At 73.3% G+C, this 16,549-nt stretch carries 12 protein-coding genes and 1 pseudogene; 5 read left to right on the top strand and 8 right to left on the bottom strand.

What is annotated here, in order from left to right:
- Positions 1 to 59: 59 nt before the first annotated feature.
- Entirely contained in the window at positions 60 to 1,892 is a 1,833-nt protein-coding gene (locus ACZ7P3_RS02290; protein ID WP_472078472.1) for a M28 family peptidase, read from the top strand.
- A 416-nt stretch (positions 1,893 to 2,308) separates the two neighbouring features.
- Here the strand turns inward: ACZ7P3_RS02290 and ACZ7P3_RS02285 are convergent, their stop codons facing one another.
- The 6 genes from ACZ7P3_RS02285 to ACZ7P3_RS02260 form a co-directional block, all read right to left on the bottom strand.
- Entirely contained in the window at positions 2,309 to 3,766 is a 1,458-nt protein-coding gene (locus ACZ7P3_RS02285; protein ID WP_472078471.1) for an amidase, read from the bottom strand.
- Positions 3,759 to 3,971 carry a hypothetical protein gene (locus ACZ7P3_RS02280; protein WP_472078470.1) on the bottom strand — a complete coding sequence of 71 codons (213 nt, stop codon included), beginning with the start codon at positions 3,969 to 3,971 and terminating at the stop codon, positions 3,759 to 3,761. Before ACZ7P3_RS02280 ends, ACZ7P3_RS02285 begins: the two co-directional genes overlap by 8 nt.
- Positions 3,968 to 5,278: an LLM class flavin-dependent oxidoreductase gene (locus tag ACZ7P3_RS02275; RefSeq protein ID WP_472078469.1), complete on the bottom strand. Its 1,311-nt coding sequence runs from the start codon at positions 5,276 to 5,278 to the stop codon at positions 3,968 to 3,970. Before ACZ7P3_RS02275 ends, ACZ7P3_RS02280 begins: the two co-directional genes overlap by 4 nt.
- A gap of 14 nt (positions 5,279 to 5,292) precedes the next feature.
- Positions 5,293 to 7,323: an FAD/NAD(P)-binding protein gene (locus tag ACZ7P3_RS02270; protein WP_472078468.1), complete on the bottom strand. Its 2,031-nt coding sequence runs from the start codon at positions 7,321 to 7,323 to the stop codon at positions 5,293 to 5,295.
- Between the two features lie 22 nt (positions 7,324 to 7,345).
- Positions 7,346 to 8,578: a tRNA lysidine(34) synthetase gene (locus ACZ7P3_RS02265; RefSeq protein ID WP_472078467.1), complete on the bottom strand. Its 1,233-nt coding sequence runs from the start codon at positions 8,576 to 8,578 to the stop codon at positions 7,346 to 7,348.
- Positions 8,579 to 8,686: 108 nt separating this feature from the next.
- Positions 8,687 to 8,908 (bottom strand): hypothetical protein, encoded by a 222-nt coding sequence (locus tag ACZ7P3_RS02260; RefSeq protein WP_472078466.1) that lies wholly within the window; start codon positions 8,906 to 8,908, stop codon positions 8,687 to 8,689.
- A gap of 337 nt (positions 8,909 to 9,245) precedes the next feature.
- Here ACZ7P3_RS02260 and ACZ7P3_RS02255 point away from each other — a divergent pair, with 337 nt between their 5' ends.
- Entirely contained in the window at positions 9,246 to 10,235 is a 990-nt protein-coding gene (locus ACZ7P3_RS02255; protein WP_472078465.1) for a nucleoside-diphosphate kinase, read from the top strand.
- The gene (locus ACZ7P3_RS02250) at positions 10,232 to 11,344 is read left to right on the top strand and encodes a hypothetical protein (protein ID WP_472078464.1); all 1,113 of its coding nucleotides are present in this window, start codon (positions 10,232 to 10,234) and stop codon (positions 11,342 to 11,344) included. Before ACZ7P3_RS02255 ends, ACZ7P3_RS02250 begins: the two co-directional genes overlap by 4 nt.
- Positions 11,345 to 11,653: 309 nt before the next feature.
- Here the strand turns inward: ACZ7P3_RS02250 and ACZ7P3_RS02245 are convergent, their stop codons facing one another.
- A complete protein-coding gene (locus tag ACZ7P3_RS02245; RefSeq protein WP_472078809.1) occupies positions 11,654 to 13,213 on the bottom strand; it encodes an FAD-dependent monooxygenase in 1,560 nt (519 codons plus the stop codon).
- Positions 13,214 to 13,556: 343 nt separating this feature from the next.
- Between ACZ7P3_RS02245 and ACZ7P3_RS02240 the strand changes: the two genes are divergently transcribed.
- A complete protein-coding gene (locus ACZ7P3_RS02240) occupies positions 13,557 to 14,165 on the top strand; it encodes a TetR/AcrR family transcriptional regulator (protein WP_472078463.1) in 609 nt (202 codons plus the stop codon).
- Positions 14,166 to 14,371: 206 nt separating this feature from the next.
- Here the strand turns inward: ACZ7P3_RS02240 and ACZ7P3_RS02235 are convergent.
- Positions 14,372 to 15,847, bottom strand: a pseudogene (locus tag ACZ7P3_RS02235) (FtsX-like permease family protein); the annotation flags it as partial.
- Here ACZ7P3_RS02235 and ACZ7P3_RS02230 point away from each other — a divergent pair.
- Positions 15,767 to 16,354 carry a LuxR C-terminal-related transcriptional regulator gene (locus ACZ7P3_RS02230; protein WP_472078808.1) on the top strand — a complete coding sequence of 196 codons (588 nt, stop codon included), beginning with the start codon at positions 15,767 to 15,769 and terminating at the stop codon, positions 16,352 to 16,354. The pseudogene ACZ7P3_RS02235 and the gene ACZ7P3_RS02230 sit on opposite strands and share 81 nt — an antisense overlap.
- Positions 16,355 to 16,549 lie beyond the last annotated feature (195 nt).

Here is a 16,549-nt window from a genome sequence, read left to right as displayed (position 1 = left end):
CGGGCTCTGCAAAGATGGGGGTGCCGGTAGCCGAGCCGATTTCTTTCGGAGTATTTTCCATGGGCGATTCACAGTTTTCGGACGATTCTCTGGTCCAGCGGCTCCTGCGCTCGGTGCGCATCGACGACGTCATGGGCCACGTCGCCCGGGTGAGCGCCCACGACCGCTACCAGGCCTCGCTCGGCCTCGAACACGCCGCACAGCTGGTGGCCGAGGCCGCCGAGGCGGCCGGGCTGGCCGACGTGGGCGTGCAGCGCTTCCCCGCCGACGGCGAGCCGCAGTGGTGGACCTTCCGCGCGCCGGTCGCCTGGACCCCGCTCGACGCCCGCCTGACCGTGTTCGCCGGTCCCGGCCCGGACACCCCGGTGGTGCTCCGCACCGATCACGCCGAACAGCCCTTCACCGTGGCGACCTACTCCGCCGCCACCCCGCAGGGGGGCGTGGTCGCCCCGCTGGTCCCCGTCCGCGGCGACGATCCGGTCGGTGCCGCCGTGACCGGGGCGGTCGCGGTGGTGGACCGGGCGGCCTTCGTGCGGGGCTCGCTGCTCGCCGAACTGACCGCGGCGGGCGCGCTCGGTCTCGTCACGGACGCGCCGTGGAAGGGCACCGGGGCGGCACCGTACGCCGGCCGTATCGAACTGCCCCCGGACAGCACCCTGTTCGGCTTCAGCCTCACCCCCGAGGCGTTCCGGTCGGCCTGTGCCGCCGCGGACCGGGGCGCGGTCGCGCGCGCCGAGGTCACCGTGGACCGGAGCGCCGCCATGCCCCTGGTGAGCGGGGTGCTGCCGGGTGACGACCAGGCGGGGGAGATCTGGCTCACCGGCCACCTGTGCCATCCGCGCCCCGGCTCGAACGACAACGCCTCCGGGGTCGCCGCGCTGCTCGGCATCGCCGGGACCCTGGCCCGGCTCCGGCAGGCGGACGCCCGCTACGGCACCCGGCGCCCGATCCGGTTCTTCTGGGGCGCCGAGTTCCTCGGCAACGCGGCGGTGCTGCACGGGCGTTCACAGCCGGGCGGCGGCGGTCTCCCGCAGGCGCTGATCAACCTCGACATGGTCGGCGAGGACCAGGCGCTGTGCCGCTCGCCGTTCGTCGTCGAGCGGCCGCCGGAGACCACACCGACCCTGCTCGGGCCCCTGGCCGAGCACGTGGTGGAGCAGGTGTTCGCGGCCACTGCCGACAGCCCCGGCAGCTGGCAGCCGTCCTCGTTCCTCGGCTTCTCCGACCACGCGCTGTACGCCGATCCCTCGGTGGACCGGCCCGCCGTCCAGTTCTGCCACCCGGCCGACCGCTTCAACCACTCGGCCGGCGACTCCCCGGACAAGGTCTCTCCCGTGGAGATGACGCGCTCCTGCGTGGCCGGTGCCGCCCTGGCCCACCTGCTCGCCTCGGACGGGCCGGACCCGGCCGCCCGGACCGCCGTGGTGGAGCGCTGGTGCCGGCGCGAGCAGGAGGCGGCGGCCCGGCTGGTCCGGGACGGCGGCGGGGACGACGCCTGGGCCCGCGGCCTCGTGGACCACGTGGCGCGCCGGAACACGGCCCTGCTGGCGCTGGCCGCCGGTGCGCCGGACGCCGAGGCCCGCAGGCTCGCCGGGGCGGCCCAGGCCCCGGCCGGCCGGCCGGTGCGCCGGTGCTGGCAGGGCCCGCTCAACCTGCGGGCCATGCTCGGCGAACTCCCGCCCGCCACACGCTCGGTGCTGGGGGGAATGATCGCCGAGGACAAGCACCATCTGTCGGTGCTGTTCAACCTCGCGATCCGCGCCGACGGCACCCGGGACCGCGAGCGGATCGTCACCGAGACGTCGTACGGCCTGCGCCGCCCCCTGGACCCGGCCACCACGGCCAGGCTGTTCGACGCCCTGCTGGAGTCCGGCTGGCTGGCGCAGGCCTGACCCCGCCGCCCGTTCCCGGCCCCGGGCCGGCCGGCTCAGGCCGCAGCCCGTTCCCGGCTCCTGGGCCGGGCGGCTCGGGCCCGCGGTCCTGTCTGCGCCGTCTGCGTCGTCTGCGTGGCGAAGCCGGGTGGCTCAGCCCCGCGGTCCTGTCCGCGTCGTCTGCGTGGTGAAGCCGGCCGGCTCAGGCCGCAGCCCGTTCCCGGCTCCTGGGCCGGGCGGCTCGGGCCCGCGGTCCCGTCTGCGCCGTCTGCGTCGTCTGCGTGGCGAAGCCGGGTGGCTCAGCCCCGCGGTCCTGTCCGCGTCGTCTGCGTGGCGAAGTCGGGCGGCTCAGGCCCGCAGCCCGTTCCCGGCTCCTGGGCCGGGTGGCTCGGGCCCGCGGTCCCGTCTGCGTCGTCTGCGTGGCGAAGCCGGCCGGCTCAGGTTCGCGGTTCCGTCTGCGCCGTCGGCATCGTCTGCGCGGTGAAGCCGGGCGGCCTGTGTTCCGGGTGCCGGGTGATCGCCTCCACCGCGGCGCCCGCCCGCAGCACCGTCACCTCGTCGAAGGGCCGGCCCACGATCTGCAGGCCCAGCGGGAGTCCGGTCGCCGACCGGCCGGCGGGGAGGGCCAGGGCAGGGTGGCCGGTGACGTTGAAGGGAACGGTCTGCATGGCGGTCAGCTCCCGCGGCGGCGGCCAGTCGACCGGGAAGGCGTCCAGCCGGGGCGCCGGGGCGAGCCCGGTGGCGGTCACCCACACGTCGTACCGGTCGAAGACCGTGCGCTGCACGGCGTCGGCCAGCTCCTGCCGGAGCCGGTGCGCCTGCACCAGGTCGGCCGCGCTCAGCCCCGCCCCGGCCGCGATCCGCTGGTAGGTGTAGCGGCCGTAGGAGCCGGGCCGCTCCCGCAGGTCGGCCTCGTGGACGGCGTACGCCTCGGCGGCCATGATGACCCGCCCGCACGCGTTGAACCGTCCGTAGGGCGGCGGCTCCACCTCGTGCACGGTGGCCCCGAGCCCGGCCAGCTCCGCCAGCACCCGTTCGATGGCCGCGGTGACCTCCGGCGAGGTCACGGGGTCGTCCCGGAACCAGCAGGGCGAGTAGGCGATGCGCAGCCCCTGCACGCCCTGTCCGAGGCCCGCCGTCAGATCCGGCACCGGCCGTCGGACACTGCCCGGGTCCCGTGGGTCGTACCCGGCGACGACCTGGGTGGCGAGCGCGGTGTCCTCGACGGTCCAGCCGAGCGGACCGATGTGGTCGAGCGCGTACGACAGCGGGAACGCGCCCCGCCGGGACACCAGGCCGTAGGTGGGTTTCAGGCCCACGGTGCCGCAGTGGCAGGCCGGGCCGCGCACGGACCCGCTGGTGTCGGAGCCGATGGCGACCCGGACCAGCCCCGCCGCCACCGCCGCTCCCGCGCCCGTGGAGGACGCGCCGGTGAAGTGCTCGGTGTGCCAGGGGTTGCGGGCCGGCGGGAAGGGCAGTTCGGGGCTCGGGCCGCCGAGCGCGAACTCATGTGTGGCCAGCTTGCCGACCAGGACCGCCCCGCCGGCCCGCAGCCGCGCCTCGACCTCGGCGTCCTCGTCCGGCACATGCTCCGCCATCAGCCAGGAGTGGCTGGTGGTGCGGATGCCCCGGGTGTCGAAGATGTCCTTCAGGGCGTAGGGGATGCCGTGCAGCGGGCCACGGTCGAGCCCGGCCGCCAGCTCGTGGTCGGCCCGGTCGGCGTCCTTGAGCGCCCGCTCCTCGGTGACGGTCACGAAGGCGTGCAGCACCGGGTTGACCGCGGCGATCCGCGCCAGCGTGTCCCGGGTCAGTTCGGAGGAGGTCAGCGCGCCCGAACGCAGCAGCGCACCGGCCGCGGCGACGGACAGTTCGTTCAGTTCGCCCGGTTCACGCATCGTCGTCCTCCACGGTGACGCGGTACACGGCCGAGGGCTCGTGCCCGGCCGGCCGGGCCGGATCGCGCAACTGGTCGGCGAACGCCATGAGTTCCGTGTACGACGCGACGGTCCCGGCCCGCCACTCCGGCGGCACCGTGAGCCCGGCACGCTGCGCCACCCGGTCGAACTCGGCCGCCCGCTCCCGCTGCTCCCGCCCGGTCACCGGCGGCCCGGCCTCTCCAGCCCCAGCAGCTCGCGGAGCGTCGTGCCCTCGTACGCGCTCCGGAACAGTCCGCGGCGCCGCAGCTCGGGCACCACGAGGTCGACGAAGTCGTCCAGGCCGTCGGGCAGGGACGGCGGCATCACCACGAAGCCGTCGACCACCCCGCTCTCGAACCAGTCCGCCAGCTCGTCGGCGACCGACTCCGCCGAGCCCGCCACCTGCCGGTGCCCCCGGGAGCCGGCCACGCGCTTGTAGAGCTGCCGGATGCTGAGTCCCTCGTCGGCCGCCATCCGCACCAGCAGATCCCGCCTGCTCTGCCCCGAGTTGGAAGGCGGCAGCTGGGGCAGCGGCCCGTCCAGGTCGCAGCCGGAGAGGTCGACATGCCCCAGTTCACTGGCGAGCAGGGCGAGCCCCACCTCGGGATCGATCAGGTCCTGCAGCCGTTCCACCTTCTCCTCGGCCTCGGCCTGCGTCCGGCCGACGAAGGGGAAGACCCCGGCCAGGACCAGCACGGAGGACGGGTCACGGCCGAGCTTCTCGGCGCGCGCCCGCACGTCCTCGGTGAAGGCGCGTACGTCGTCCTTGTCGTGCTGCGCGGTGAACACCACGTCGGCGGTGGCGGCGGCCAGGTCGCGGCCGATCCCGGAGGAGCCCGCCTGCAACGTCACGGGGTGCCCCTGCGGACTGCGCGGCATGTTCAGCGGCCCGCGCACCGAGAAGTGCTCGCCGTGGTGGTCCAGGGGCCGGATCCGCTCCGGGTGGAAGAAGCGGCCGGACTCCTTGTCCCGGACCCAGGCGTCGTCGCTCCAGGTGTCCCACAACCCCTTGACGACCTCGGCGAACTCGTTCGCCCGGCGGTAACGGGCGTCGTGCTCGGGGTGTTCGGGCAGGCCGAAGTTGTAGGCCTCGTAAGGGTTCTGGGAGGTCACCAGGTTCCAGCCGGCCCGGCCCCCGCTGATGTGGTCCAGCGAGGCGATCATCCGGGCCGTGTGGTACGGCTCGTTGTACGTGGAGGAGACCGTGGCGGTCAGCCCGATCCGCTCGGTGACCGCGGCCAGCGCGCCCAGCAGCGTGAGCGGCTCGAACTGGGCCACGTACCGGATGGCGGTACGGCTGAGCTCCGTCAGGTCGGACCCGCGCATCGCGGAACTGTCCGGCAGGAAGAGGAAGTCCAGCGTGCCGCGTTCGGCGGTCCGCGCCAGCTCGGCGTAGTGCGCGAAGTTCACCCCCGCGTCCGCGGGCACGCCGGGATGACGCCAGGCCGCCACGTGATAGCCGGTCGGGTACAGGAAGGCCCCGAGCCTCATGGGGGAGTGCCGAGTCAACGCGTCAACCATCCTTGCTGCGTAGGGGTCGGGGGCCCGGCCGGGCGGGACATGCGCTGCACCGCCTCCTCCGCCCAGTCCGCTGCGACCGCGAGGACCGAGCTGTTGGAGTGCGGGCGGGCCGCGCTCTGCTGGAAGACCCGCAGCCCCTCGGCGGGAGCGCCGAGGAACGTGAGCCCGGGTTCGTGGGAGCCGTCGGGAAGGACGGGGTGGAAGCCGTCCGTGAGGTCCAGCGCGCCCGGCACGTAGTCGTCGGTGCCGGCCGGCCCCCGGTTGCGCCAGAGCCGCACCAGGCCGGCGTCCAGCAGCGAGCGGTACAGCGGCAGGCCGTCACGCCGGGGGTCGAAGGGGTGGACGCGTCCCTCGATCACGGCGTCCACTCTTCGTACGACCCCGGTCCGGCCGCCGGTCACGGTGAACTCGCCGGTGCCGTCCCCGGCCGGGCGCACCGAGGGTTCCGGCCCGACCGAGAGGTCGAGCAGACCGGCGTCGAGCAGTGCCAGCACCTTCCGCATCGGCTCCAGGCCCGCGCCGTTGGAGAGCCGGTTGTAGTGGCGCAGGTGGGTGCGGACGAAGCGGCGGTGGGAGTCGGGGGTCAGGCCGCCGAAGTCCACGGCCTCGCCGAACACGGCCCGCAGATCCCGCCAGACGCCGTCGCAGGCCGCTTTGCCGGCGCTGCGCAGATTGCCCTCCAGCGCGTCGACGTGGTCCCGGCGCAGGTGGTCGATGCAGCGCCGGGACCAGTCGGCGCCGTCGTCGTCACGCCGGGCCGAGGCCGCGGGCAGCGGGTCGAGCAGCGCCCGCCAGTCGAACCGGCCGGGCTCCGCCGCGCCGAGCGGGGCCTCCAGTGCCGCGATCAGCGCGTCCGCGCCCGCCTGTCCCCAACTCCCCTGCCCGGCCAGGAAATCCCGGTGCGCGGGCTCCACCGCCGCGCGCAGCCGCCGTACGGCCGTCCCGTCCCGCAGGGTGCGGTGGTGCACCCAGGCCATCTCCAGGGCGACGAGCGGGAACAGGTGCAGGTCGAAGTCGAGCGGCCGGCGCCCGTCCGGCAGGGGTGCGCCGACCCGTGAACGCAGCGTGCGCACCGCGTCGACGGTGAAGAACTCGCCCCTGTGCTCCAGCCGGGCCGGATCGCCGACCTTGTCGTTGCGCGGCCGGCCCGAGACGGGCACCCCGCTGGGACTGACGGCCACGATCACCGACGGCTCCCGGCCGGCCGGTACGTAACGCAGCCCCTGCGGGGCCGCGTCGGGGTCGGCGACGAACGTGCCGCCGCGGCCCTCGGTCAGCTGCAGCAGGACGTCGATCGCGGTGAGCCCGAGCCCGCGCACCGCCACGGGCCGGCCGGACGGCAGCGCCTGCTCGCCCGGCAGCCCGGCCAGCGGGTAGGGCGTGGGCACATAGCCCGGGTGCGCGGCGAGCAGCTCCTCCTCGCTGCCCGGGGCGGGTGCGTTCCAGGAGTGCCCGGTGACGAACAGGATCTCGTCGGCGACGAGGCCGCCGCCGTCCGCGGAGCGGACCAGGAACCGGCCGGCCTCGACGTCGCCGGCGTCGCCGGTGCGGCGCACCTCGACGACCTCGGCCGCCCGCACCTCGACGGTGACGCCGGCCACCGCCCGCAGCCGGTCGGTGTAGCGCCGGAACATCTCACGCAGCGCGAGCCCGTGGACGTACCGCTTGGGCACGTCGTGCGGGCGCAGGTCGAAGTCGGTGCGGCCGGTGGCGGCGTGCTGTGCGGCGCACCACTCCTGGAAGGTGGGCCGCAGGGCGCCGGGCAGCAGTTTGCGCGGCGGATCGCTCGACTCGTCCGGGGCGAACGCGATCTGCCCGGCCACCCGGTTGAGATAGCCGGTCGGGGGCTGCATGTCGCTGTGCACCTCGCCCGCGCCCGCGCGGCCGCCCCGCTCGAAGACCACGATCCGCACCGGCCGGGCCGGCGGCGCCTCCGGAAGCACGGCCGCCAGATGTGCCATGGCGTACGTGCACATGGGGCCACCGCCGACCACGACCACACAGTGCGCGGTCATGCTGCCCACCTCCCGCTCCCCGTCAGCCGGCGGACGGCTGTGCGCCGCTGAGCATCTTCTGGAACCGGCGCAGCAGCGGGAAGGGAACCGTGCGCTCGACGTGGAAGCCGAGCTGCTCGTTGTACGTGTACTCGACCGGGTCCTTCATGCTCAGCTGGGACAGACCGCGGGCCACCTGCTCCAGGTAGCCGGGGAACTGGGACTGCAGCGCGTAGACGACGCTGTAGTACAGGTTCCGGCCGAGCGAGAAGCACGGGTAGCGGGCGTCGTAGTTCTCCAGCGAGTACTTCGGGAAGCAGCCGTCGATGATGCGCTTGGGGCACAGCCACAGCGGCAGCACGAGCGTGGTCTCGCCGATCTGCCGGGCGGGGAACGCGGCCGGCTTCAGACCGGTGGTGACCCGGTAGAGGTTCTCGCAGACGATGTCCTCGAGGTTGACACCGGTGGCGATGTACGAGGTGCCGATGTCCCGGGCGGCCTTGGAGAGCGCGAGCCGGATCAGCAGCGTGCCGAGGAACTCGAAGTCGTCGCCCTGGAATTCGCGCTCGAACCGGTCGATCAGGTCGACGGAGTCCGCCGGAATGCCCAGCAGCTCCTTGACCTCGTCGGCCTCCATGACGGTGAGTTCCAGACCGTACTTCTCGCACAGCGCCTGCGCCCGGGGCACACCGGCGTCCCAGTCGGGAATGCCCTTGAGGATCACCGGGTGGACGGTGATGCCGTGGTCGGACAGTTGGCTCAGGCCGTACAGCAGGGCGTTGCTGTCGCCGCCGCCGCTGACGCCGACGACCAGGTCCGCGCCCTCCGGGACGTGCGCGCGGATGGTGTCGCCGACCCGGTCCGCGATGATCTGCCGGCACTCCTCGGGGCTCAGCTTCTTCAGGAACGACTCCGCCGTCCCGGACTCGTTGTCGAGACGCTGATAGACGTATTCGGTGGCCTCCGCCCCCGGATTGTCACTCTCGATGGTCTTGAAGTCTTCGATCGAGAAATTGAACGGATTGACGTTCCGGTTGAAGTACAGCAGGATTTCGGAGGCGTCCTCGAATTCGGCCAGAGTGCGGTCGAGCGAGGGGGAAAGGACCGGGTCCCCGCCGGATTCCGGCATCACATAGGCCGCGACCGCGGACCACGGGACGCGATTCCGGTTGAGGATGTCGATGAGGCGCTCGTCGGCTGCGCCACTCAGCGGCTGCCGGCCGTGCGAGGTCACAACGGAAACCGTGGGAAGTGCGCGGGACGGGGTGTCGGTCATGACCTTTTCCTCCGACGTCGGATGTGATGGTTGAAAGGAGGAGGGCGAGTGCCCGGGAAAGACGCCGGGTGGGCGCCGCCCGAAAGGGCGGGCCCACCCGGCCGTGCACTACTGGGCGCCGGTCTCGCAGCTCGCGCCGGTGATGACCTCGAGGCCGTGCTTCGAGGCCGGCACGAAGGAACCGGCGGCACGGAAGGCCTCCAGCTCGCGGATGCCGAGGACGGCGCGCCCGGCGGCAACACCGGAAGGAATGAGCTCAACAACCTCATTCTTCAGGTTGAAGTTGCTGCTCTGCACAGCGGTGGAAACAGCTTCACGCATGTCGACCACCCTCCTTATCGGTTTAGACGGGAGGAATTTCCCGCAGTCCGGAGATTAGCCGGATGCCGGCCGAGGCCGTCAAGGGTGTGCTGGGCGCCATAGAATGCGGAGGCCTGCGGTTTTTCTTTACCGAACCGCCCTGGAGGCCCTCTAAACCTGTCCGAATTGAACCGTAAATACCCCTTCTGTCGGGATCGCGGGACGCTTGTTGTGCGGTATCTGTCTCAGCTGGGGACCCGGCCTCGGTGAATTCCCAAATCCCGTCTCACGTGATCCCGTCCCGAATTACGGACCTGCTAGCATCCAGCCGATGCCAGAAAACGGAACCGGCACGGGGGAAGGCCTCATGGCAACGCTCGACTGGTCGGCACTGACCCGCAGCCAGACGAAAAGGGATCTGTACGCCCGCGAGACCTACTTCCGCGAGGGTCTGAGCGACGCGGAGGAGGTCCTGGCCGGACAGCTGCCCGCCGCCCTGCGCGACAGCGCCCTGCTGATGGTCAAGCCGGACGGCCTGGCCGCGGGCCGGCTGCACGCCGTCCTCGACTACCTCGGCGAGCACGGCTTCACCGTGACCGCCGCCCGGGAGTTCCCCTTCCAGCCCTTCCACTGGCGGGAGTTGTGGCGCTACCAGCTCACCTCGGCCACCCTCGACCGGCTGGCCGTCAACGAGCTGCTGCTCGGCGCCGGTCCCGCCCTGTTCCTGCTGTTGAGCAGCGAGCCCGGGCACCCGCTGCCCGGCACCGTGCGGCTGTCCACGCTCAAGGGCTCCGCCACCCTGGAGGCGCAGAAGCCCGGCACCCTGCGCGCCCTGCTCGGCCAGCCGAACCGCGTCCTCAGCTACGTCCACGTCGCCGACGAACCGGCGGACCTGCTGCGCGAACTCGGCCTGCTCTTCGACGCCACCACCCGCCGTGCGCTGCTCGGCAGCCTGGCCGACGGCCGCCTCTCCACCGAGGACGCGGACACCTTGGACCGTGCCCGGGAACGCTTCGCCTCCCCCAGCCGGTCCCTGGACCGTGCCGATGCACTGGACCGGGTGACCCGGGCGGTCGAGGCGGCCACCCCCGGGCCGGCCGCCGACGCCGCGCGGCACCGGCTGGAACGGATGGTGCGGGGCGAGCGCGTCGAGTGGCGGCCGTTCCTCGCGGATCTCACCGCCTGCGGTGCCCGCCCCGAGCGCTGGGACCTGGCCGTGCTGGGCACCTACGTCATCGTGTACGACGAGCCCGGGCAGCCCAAGATGCTGACCAACCCCGATCCCCGGTCCTGGGCGTCCGCCCCGCAGCCGCACTTGAGCGCCGGCGGTCAGAGCCGGCGGAGGGAGACCGTATGACCAGCGCACCTGTTGCCCGCGACAGCCGGATGCCGGACGCGGAGCTGTGGCGCTCGCTGACCGTGTCGGCCACCAAGACCGAACTGTTCGCCGAGGACCTCTACTTCCGCGAGTGCTGGTCCGACGCCCTCGACATCCTCGGCACCCCCGGCGCGCCGGATGCCCCGGCGGGCACCGCCCCGGCAGGCACCGTACCGGCGGGCACCGCCCCGGCAGGCACCGTTCCGGCGGGCACCGCCCCGGCAGGCACCCCGGACGCCAACCCGGCGGCCGGAGCCGACCGCGCCCGGGCCGCGGCCGACGCACTCGCCCCCCTCGGCCTGCTGAGCTTCAAGTGCGACGGCATGGCCGCCCGCCGTGCCGGGCGGACCCTGCGCTACCTCGCCGACCAGGGCTTCAGCATCCTCGCCAGCGCGCCCATCCGGCACAACCGGCACTCGATGCGCGAGCTGTGGCGCTACAACTGGCACGTCTACACCACCGACCGGCTCGCGCTCATGACGCTCATGCACAGCGTCACCGACTCGCTCCTGCTCATCGTGCGCGACGACCGGCACGACCCGGCCGTGCCCGGCTCGGTCCGGCTGGCCGACCTCAAGGGCTCGGCCGACCCCGAGGCCCGCGGCCCCGAGCACCTGCGGACCGTGCTCGACCCGCCCAACAAGATCATCAACTTTGTGCACGTCGCCGACGAGCCGGCCGACATCGTCCGCGAGGCCGGCATCTTCCTCGACCGGCCCGAACGCCGCGCGCTGCTCACCGAGGTGCGGACGGCCGACACGGAGGCGGCCACCCGGCGGGCCCATGCGGAAGTGGCCCGGCTGGAGGCCCGGTTCCCGGCGAGCGACTTCGACCTGGAGGCGGCGCTCAAGCGGGTGGAGCCGGCCACCGTGCCGGACGCGCTCGCCCGCCTCCGCTTCGCCGTCTCCGGTGGCACGCGGCTGAGCTGGGACGAGCTGGGCATGCTGCTCGATCCGGCGGACCCTGCGGTCGACGTCTGGGACTTCGTCCGGATCGCCACGGAGGTCCTCGACGCCGACCGCCCGGCCTCCGCAGACCTGCTGCCCCCCAGCTCCGCGGCCGAGTGGCGGGCAGACGCCAACCGCTGACCCCTGCCTCACCCTGAGACGGCTGGAGGTCTCGCGCTGGGACGGCCGGATGCCTTGCGCCGGGACGGCTGGAGGTCTCGCGCTGGGACGGCCGGATGCCTTGCGCCGGGACGGCCGGAGGCTTCGGACTGGGACGGCCGGATTCCTCGCGCTGGAACGGCCGGATGCCTTGCCCTGAGACGGCCGGAGGTCTCGCGCCGGGGCGGCCGGACGTCTCGCCCTGAGACCGGCCGGAGGCCTCATGCTGAGACGGCCCGATGCCTCACGCCTGCTTCGCCGCGTGGTCATGGCGGTCGGCCGTAGCCGCCCTCAGTGTGCTGCGGGGCGGTCGGCTCCCGACGCCCGACGCATGGCGGCGGTGAGGACCGTGAGGGCGTTCGGGGCGGCGTCGGCGGTACGCCAGGCGATCACGTGGTCGGGGCGGACCAGCAGGGCGCCGTGGTCGCCGATGCCGCAGGTGTCGGCGGGCCGTGCCGGTGCGGCGGCGATCCGGCCGGGCAGGAGCGCCGTGTCGAGGAAGGCGCCCTGCGGATCCAGCTCGCGGGCGGCTCGGGTCCAGGGGTGTCCTTCGGGGCCGGCGAGAACCAGGTAGCGGCCGTCGCGGACCAGGTCGAGCGTGGAGCGGGGCCCGTTCCCGCCGGGGAGCGGAAGGTGCGGCAGCCGGGTGCCGGGCTCGCCGCGCCAGCGGTCCGGTTCGTCGGCGGCCGGCAGTCCGGCGGCCGGGTCGTCGCCGGGCATGGGGTACCGGTAGCCGATGGCCACTGCCGCCTCGCTGAGCAGCGGGCGGTCCTCGATGGGGACCCGGACGCGGTCGCGGGCGCGCATCAGCGCCTGCTCCACGGTGATCCGGCCCACCGCGCGGCGCTCGGGTTCGTAGTCCTCCAGCAGCCGCGGGTCGGCGTGGCCGCGGAGGACCGAGACCAGTTTGGCGGTGAGGTTCCACGCGTCCTGGATGCCGGTGTTGGCGCCGAATCCGCCGGTCGGCGGGGTGACGTGGACCGCGTCGCCGAGCAGGAAGACGCGGCCGGCGCGGTAGGAATCGGCCAGCCAGCCGCTCATCTGCCAGGGCCGATGTCCGGTGAGCGCGAAGTGCGACGGCGGCAGCCCGAGCGCGCGCGAGACGATGCCGCGGCGGCGCTGGACGTCGAACGCGGCCGGATCCTCGGTCGCGGGGTCGTAGGTCACCGACACCGTCCCGCGGTCCTGCGCCGTGTTCCAGCTCAGGAACGCCCGCTCGGGCGGGCCGGTGAAGGCCAGGGCGAGCCGTCGGCCGTCGAGCACCCGGCGCAGGTCGGCTTCGAAGCCGATCTCCATGACCTGTGCGACCGCCTCGGTGCCGCTGCGGCCTATGCCCAGGTGCTCGCGGACAGGGCTGCCGTTTCCGTCCGCGGCCAGCAGGTGGTCGGCGGACACGGTGTAGTCGGCGCCGTCGACGCCGCGGATCCGGGCCACGACGTGGTCGTCGTGACGGCGCAGTCCGACGAGGCGGTGACCGAGGCGCAGGTCGGCGCCGGCGGCACGGGCGTGCGCGCGGACGACCTCCTCCAGGTCGGCCTGTTTGACGAGGGCGCTGGGGCAGGGCGAGACGCTGCTGAAGTCCTCCGCGGCCGGCAGCCGCCAGCGCCGTAGCTCCGGGCCGCTGAGCGAGGCGACCACCGCGGCGTGGTCGGCCGGCGGGAGCCGGTGCTGGACGGCGTAGACGTCCTGGTCGGCCCCGACCGAGCGGTATGCCTCCATCGTGCGCGGATAGAACAGCTTGGCGCGCAGCCTGGTCGAGACCGCGGAGTGCTTCTCGACCAGGACGGGGGTGATGCCCCGGGCCGCGAGGAACAGGGCGGCCGAAGCCCCCACGATGCTGCCGCCCACGATCAGGACGGGGACGTGGACGTGGGCGGGTGGCGGTGAAGCGGCAACGGCGGCGGCAGCGGCAGGGGCGGCAGCGGCAGGAGGAGCAGCGGCAGCGGCCGTAGCGGCAGCAACCGCAGGAGTAGCAATAGTCGTAGCGGCAACGACGGCCGTAGCGGCAGCGGTCGTGGCGGCAACGGCCGTAGCGGCAGTGGTCGTTGCGGCCTTACTGTCGGCTCGGGTGGATGGAACGCCGAGGGGACCGGGCAGGGAGGACATGGGAAACCCCCAAAGGAAACAGAACAGGTCTGTTCCATTATTGCCTCGGAGCGGCACCCAAACGCAACAGGGTTGTATCGTTACCGGCGTGAGCACGGAACTCCCCAGCCGTCGCGGCGGCCGGCAGCGTGACCCTGGCACCGATTCGGCCATCATCGACGCGGTCCTCGACATGGTCGCCGCTGGCGCCACCCTCACCGGCCTGTCGCTGGTGACCATCGCCAAGCAGGCCGGGGTCTCACGCAACAGCGTCTACCGGCGCTGGAAGAACAAGGACGAGCTCTACCTCGACGTACTGGAGACGATCAACGAACCGCGGCCCTCGCCGGTCGACGCCGACACCCGCGGCGACCTCGTGGTCCTGCTGCAGGCCCTGGCCGAGCGCGTCGCCGACCAACGGGCCAGCAGCATGCTGCGCGCCCTCAACGCCGAGGCCGCAACCTTCCCCCGGCTGCACAGCCGTTACTTCGAGGAGATCGTCGCTCCCCGCCGGGAAGCCATGAACCGTGTCCTGCGGCGCGGAGTGGAACGAGGAGAGATCCGCTCCGACGTCGACCCCGACCTGATCTCCGACCTCCTCGTCTCCCCGCTCCTCGCCCGCATGGCATCGGGCAGCCCCGACCGGCTCGATCCGGAACGGGCGAGCCGGCGGATCGTCGACCTCGTCCTCGACGGCGCGGCGCCCGCGCCGAACTGACGGAGAAGAGCGCGGCGGGACCGACCCGACTGAACGCCGCCAAGGACGTCATCCTGGTGTCGCACTCCCTTGCCAGGGAGACAGCGACCATGTCGTCCGGATGATCCGATTCCTCACGGGCCCTTCTCCCGTCCCGCAGTGGCGCGCCGTCACCGACATCTACGGCCCCTGACCTTAGAGGTCCGCCCTTCTCTGCCCTTCAAGTTCTACCTTTCGAGGTCTGCCCTTCGAGATGTGTCCTTCGAGGTCTGCCCTTTGCGGTCCATCCTTCGAGGTCTGGGGGTGCGACGGCGCAGCGCGAGGGCGGCCGGGACCGTGGCCGCGACCACGGCGAGCAGTGCGCACACCGCCACCGTGCCGCCGATCACAGGCCCGGGGACGCGGACGGTGACCGGCGCCGACAGCAGGTGCAGTGCGGCGGCGAGCCCCGCCAGATGCAGCGCGGCGGCGAGGAGACCCAGTACGGTGCCGGCCGCCACGACCGTCAGCGCTTCGAGGGCCACCAGCCGCAGCAACTGCCCCCCGGTCGCACCGGCCAGCCGCAGGGCGGCCAGGTCGCGCAGCCGGTCCGCGTTCGCCATCACCATGGTGTTGGCCACACAGATGCCCGTGTAGAGAAGAGCGATGCCCAGCACCAGGAGGAGCCCGAGCCGGGTGGTGCGGTCGTCCGCCGGGTGACTCGCCCTGATCCACTGATCCCCGGTCAGCACGCGTGCGTGCACGCCGCGTACGGCCGCGCGCAGTCCGGCCGCCACGACGGCCCGCTCCGCGCCCTCCGCGACGGTGACATCGACCCGGTCCACGGGGGCGCCCGGTGCGTTGCGCGGGGTGACGTAGACGCCGTTGTCACCGGTTCCCGTGGCCATGACCGCGGCGATCCGCAGGCTGCGCCGGGTGCCGTCGCCGAGTCGCACGGTGACGTGCTCGCCCACGGTGTGCCGCTGCCACTCCTCGTTGACGATGATCGAGTCGTCGTCCAGCGCGGTGATCCTTCCGGCGGTGAGCGGCAGGCGGGCGGTGGCGGCGAGCGCGGCCGGATCGGCGGCCCGGGCCTCGGACCTGATCAGGGCCACGCCGTCCTCCACCGCGAACACCTCGTCCGACGCGGTCGGCGACACCTCTGCGCCCGGTACCGCGCGCAGCCGGCGCAGGGCCGCCGCGTCGAAGCCCGCCCCGGACGCAGGGGTGACAACGAACGCGGCCGTCGTCCGCGCCCGCGTCTCAGCGGTCCTCGCCGCCTCCAGCATCACCGTGCTGCCGGGCAGCGCGGCCGCGAGGGCGACCGTGACCAGCACCGGAGCGGCGACCGCCGTGGTGCGCCGCACGGCGCCGGACGCACTCTCCCGGACCAGCAGACCCATGGCGCCGGGCAGCCGGACCAGCGCACGCACCAAGGGCCGCACCAGAGCCGGGGCGAGCAGCGCGACCGCACCGGTCAGCAGCATCGGGCGGCTCACGTACGACTTGCGGTGCAGCAGCTCGCCCGGGTCACCGACCAGCGTCGTCGCGAGGGTGACGGCGGCCGTCAGCAACAGCGCCGTACCGGCGAACCGCCGGCCCCACGTCGTCGCACGGGCGTCCACGTCGGCTTCACTCAGCGCCTGGAGCGGGCCGGTGCGGCCCGCCCGCCAGGACGCCGCCAGCACTCCGCACAACGCGACGAGCAGACCGGTCCAGAAGGCCCGGACGTCGTCGTCACGGACGTCCGCATGCCGCCCGGCTTCCAGGACGAGGGACTGCACGCCGCCGTCCGGCTGCGCACCCGCCGGCCCACGCTGCCCGTGCTGGTCCTCAGCCAGTACGTCCAGCGGGCCTACGCCTCCGATCTGCTGGACTCCGGCGACGGCACCGGCGTCGGCTACCTCCTCAAGGACCGGGTCGGCCAGGTCGAGGAGTTCATGGCCGCACTGGACGAGGTCGCGTCCGGGGGCACGGTCGTCGACCCCGAGGTCGTACGGCAGTTGCTGCGCCGCCGCCGCGACCCGCTGGAACGGCTCACCCCGCGCGAGCGGAAGGTGCTGGCGCTGGTCGCCGAGGGCAGGTCGAACGCGGCGATCGCCCGCGATCTGGTGGTCTCCGAGGCGGCCGTCGGCAAACACATCGGGAACATCCTCACCAAACTCGACCTGCCGCCCGCCGAGGACACGCACCGACGCGTGCTGGCAGTGCTGGCCTTTCTGCGGGCGTGAGGCGGAGGGGCGAGGTGGGGGGTGGGGGGACAAGTGGTGGCGTGAGGCGGGGTGCGTGGGGAGGGGGTGAGTGTGGGGGCGGTGAATGTGAGGCGGGGCGCGTGAGGGCGGGGCGCGTGAGGCGGGGCGCGTGAGGCCGTGGTCGTGGCACGCCGCCGTCATGCGGTCCGGAGTTTTCCACAAGTGCCGAGTTGT

This window comes from Streptomyces sp. NPDC107581 (assembly GCF_055657175.1).
The sequence above is the reverse complement of the archived record's forward strand: the minus strand, read 5'-3'. Positions and strand labels throughout refer to the sequence as shown.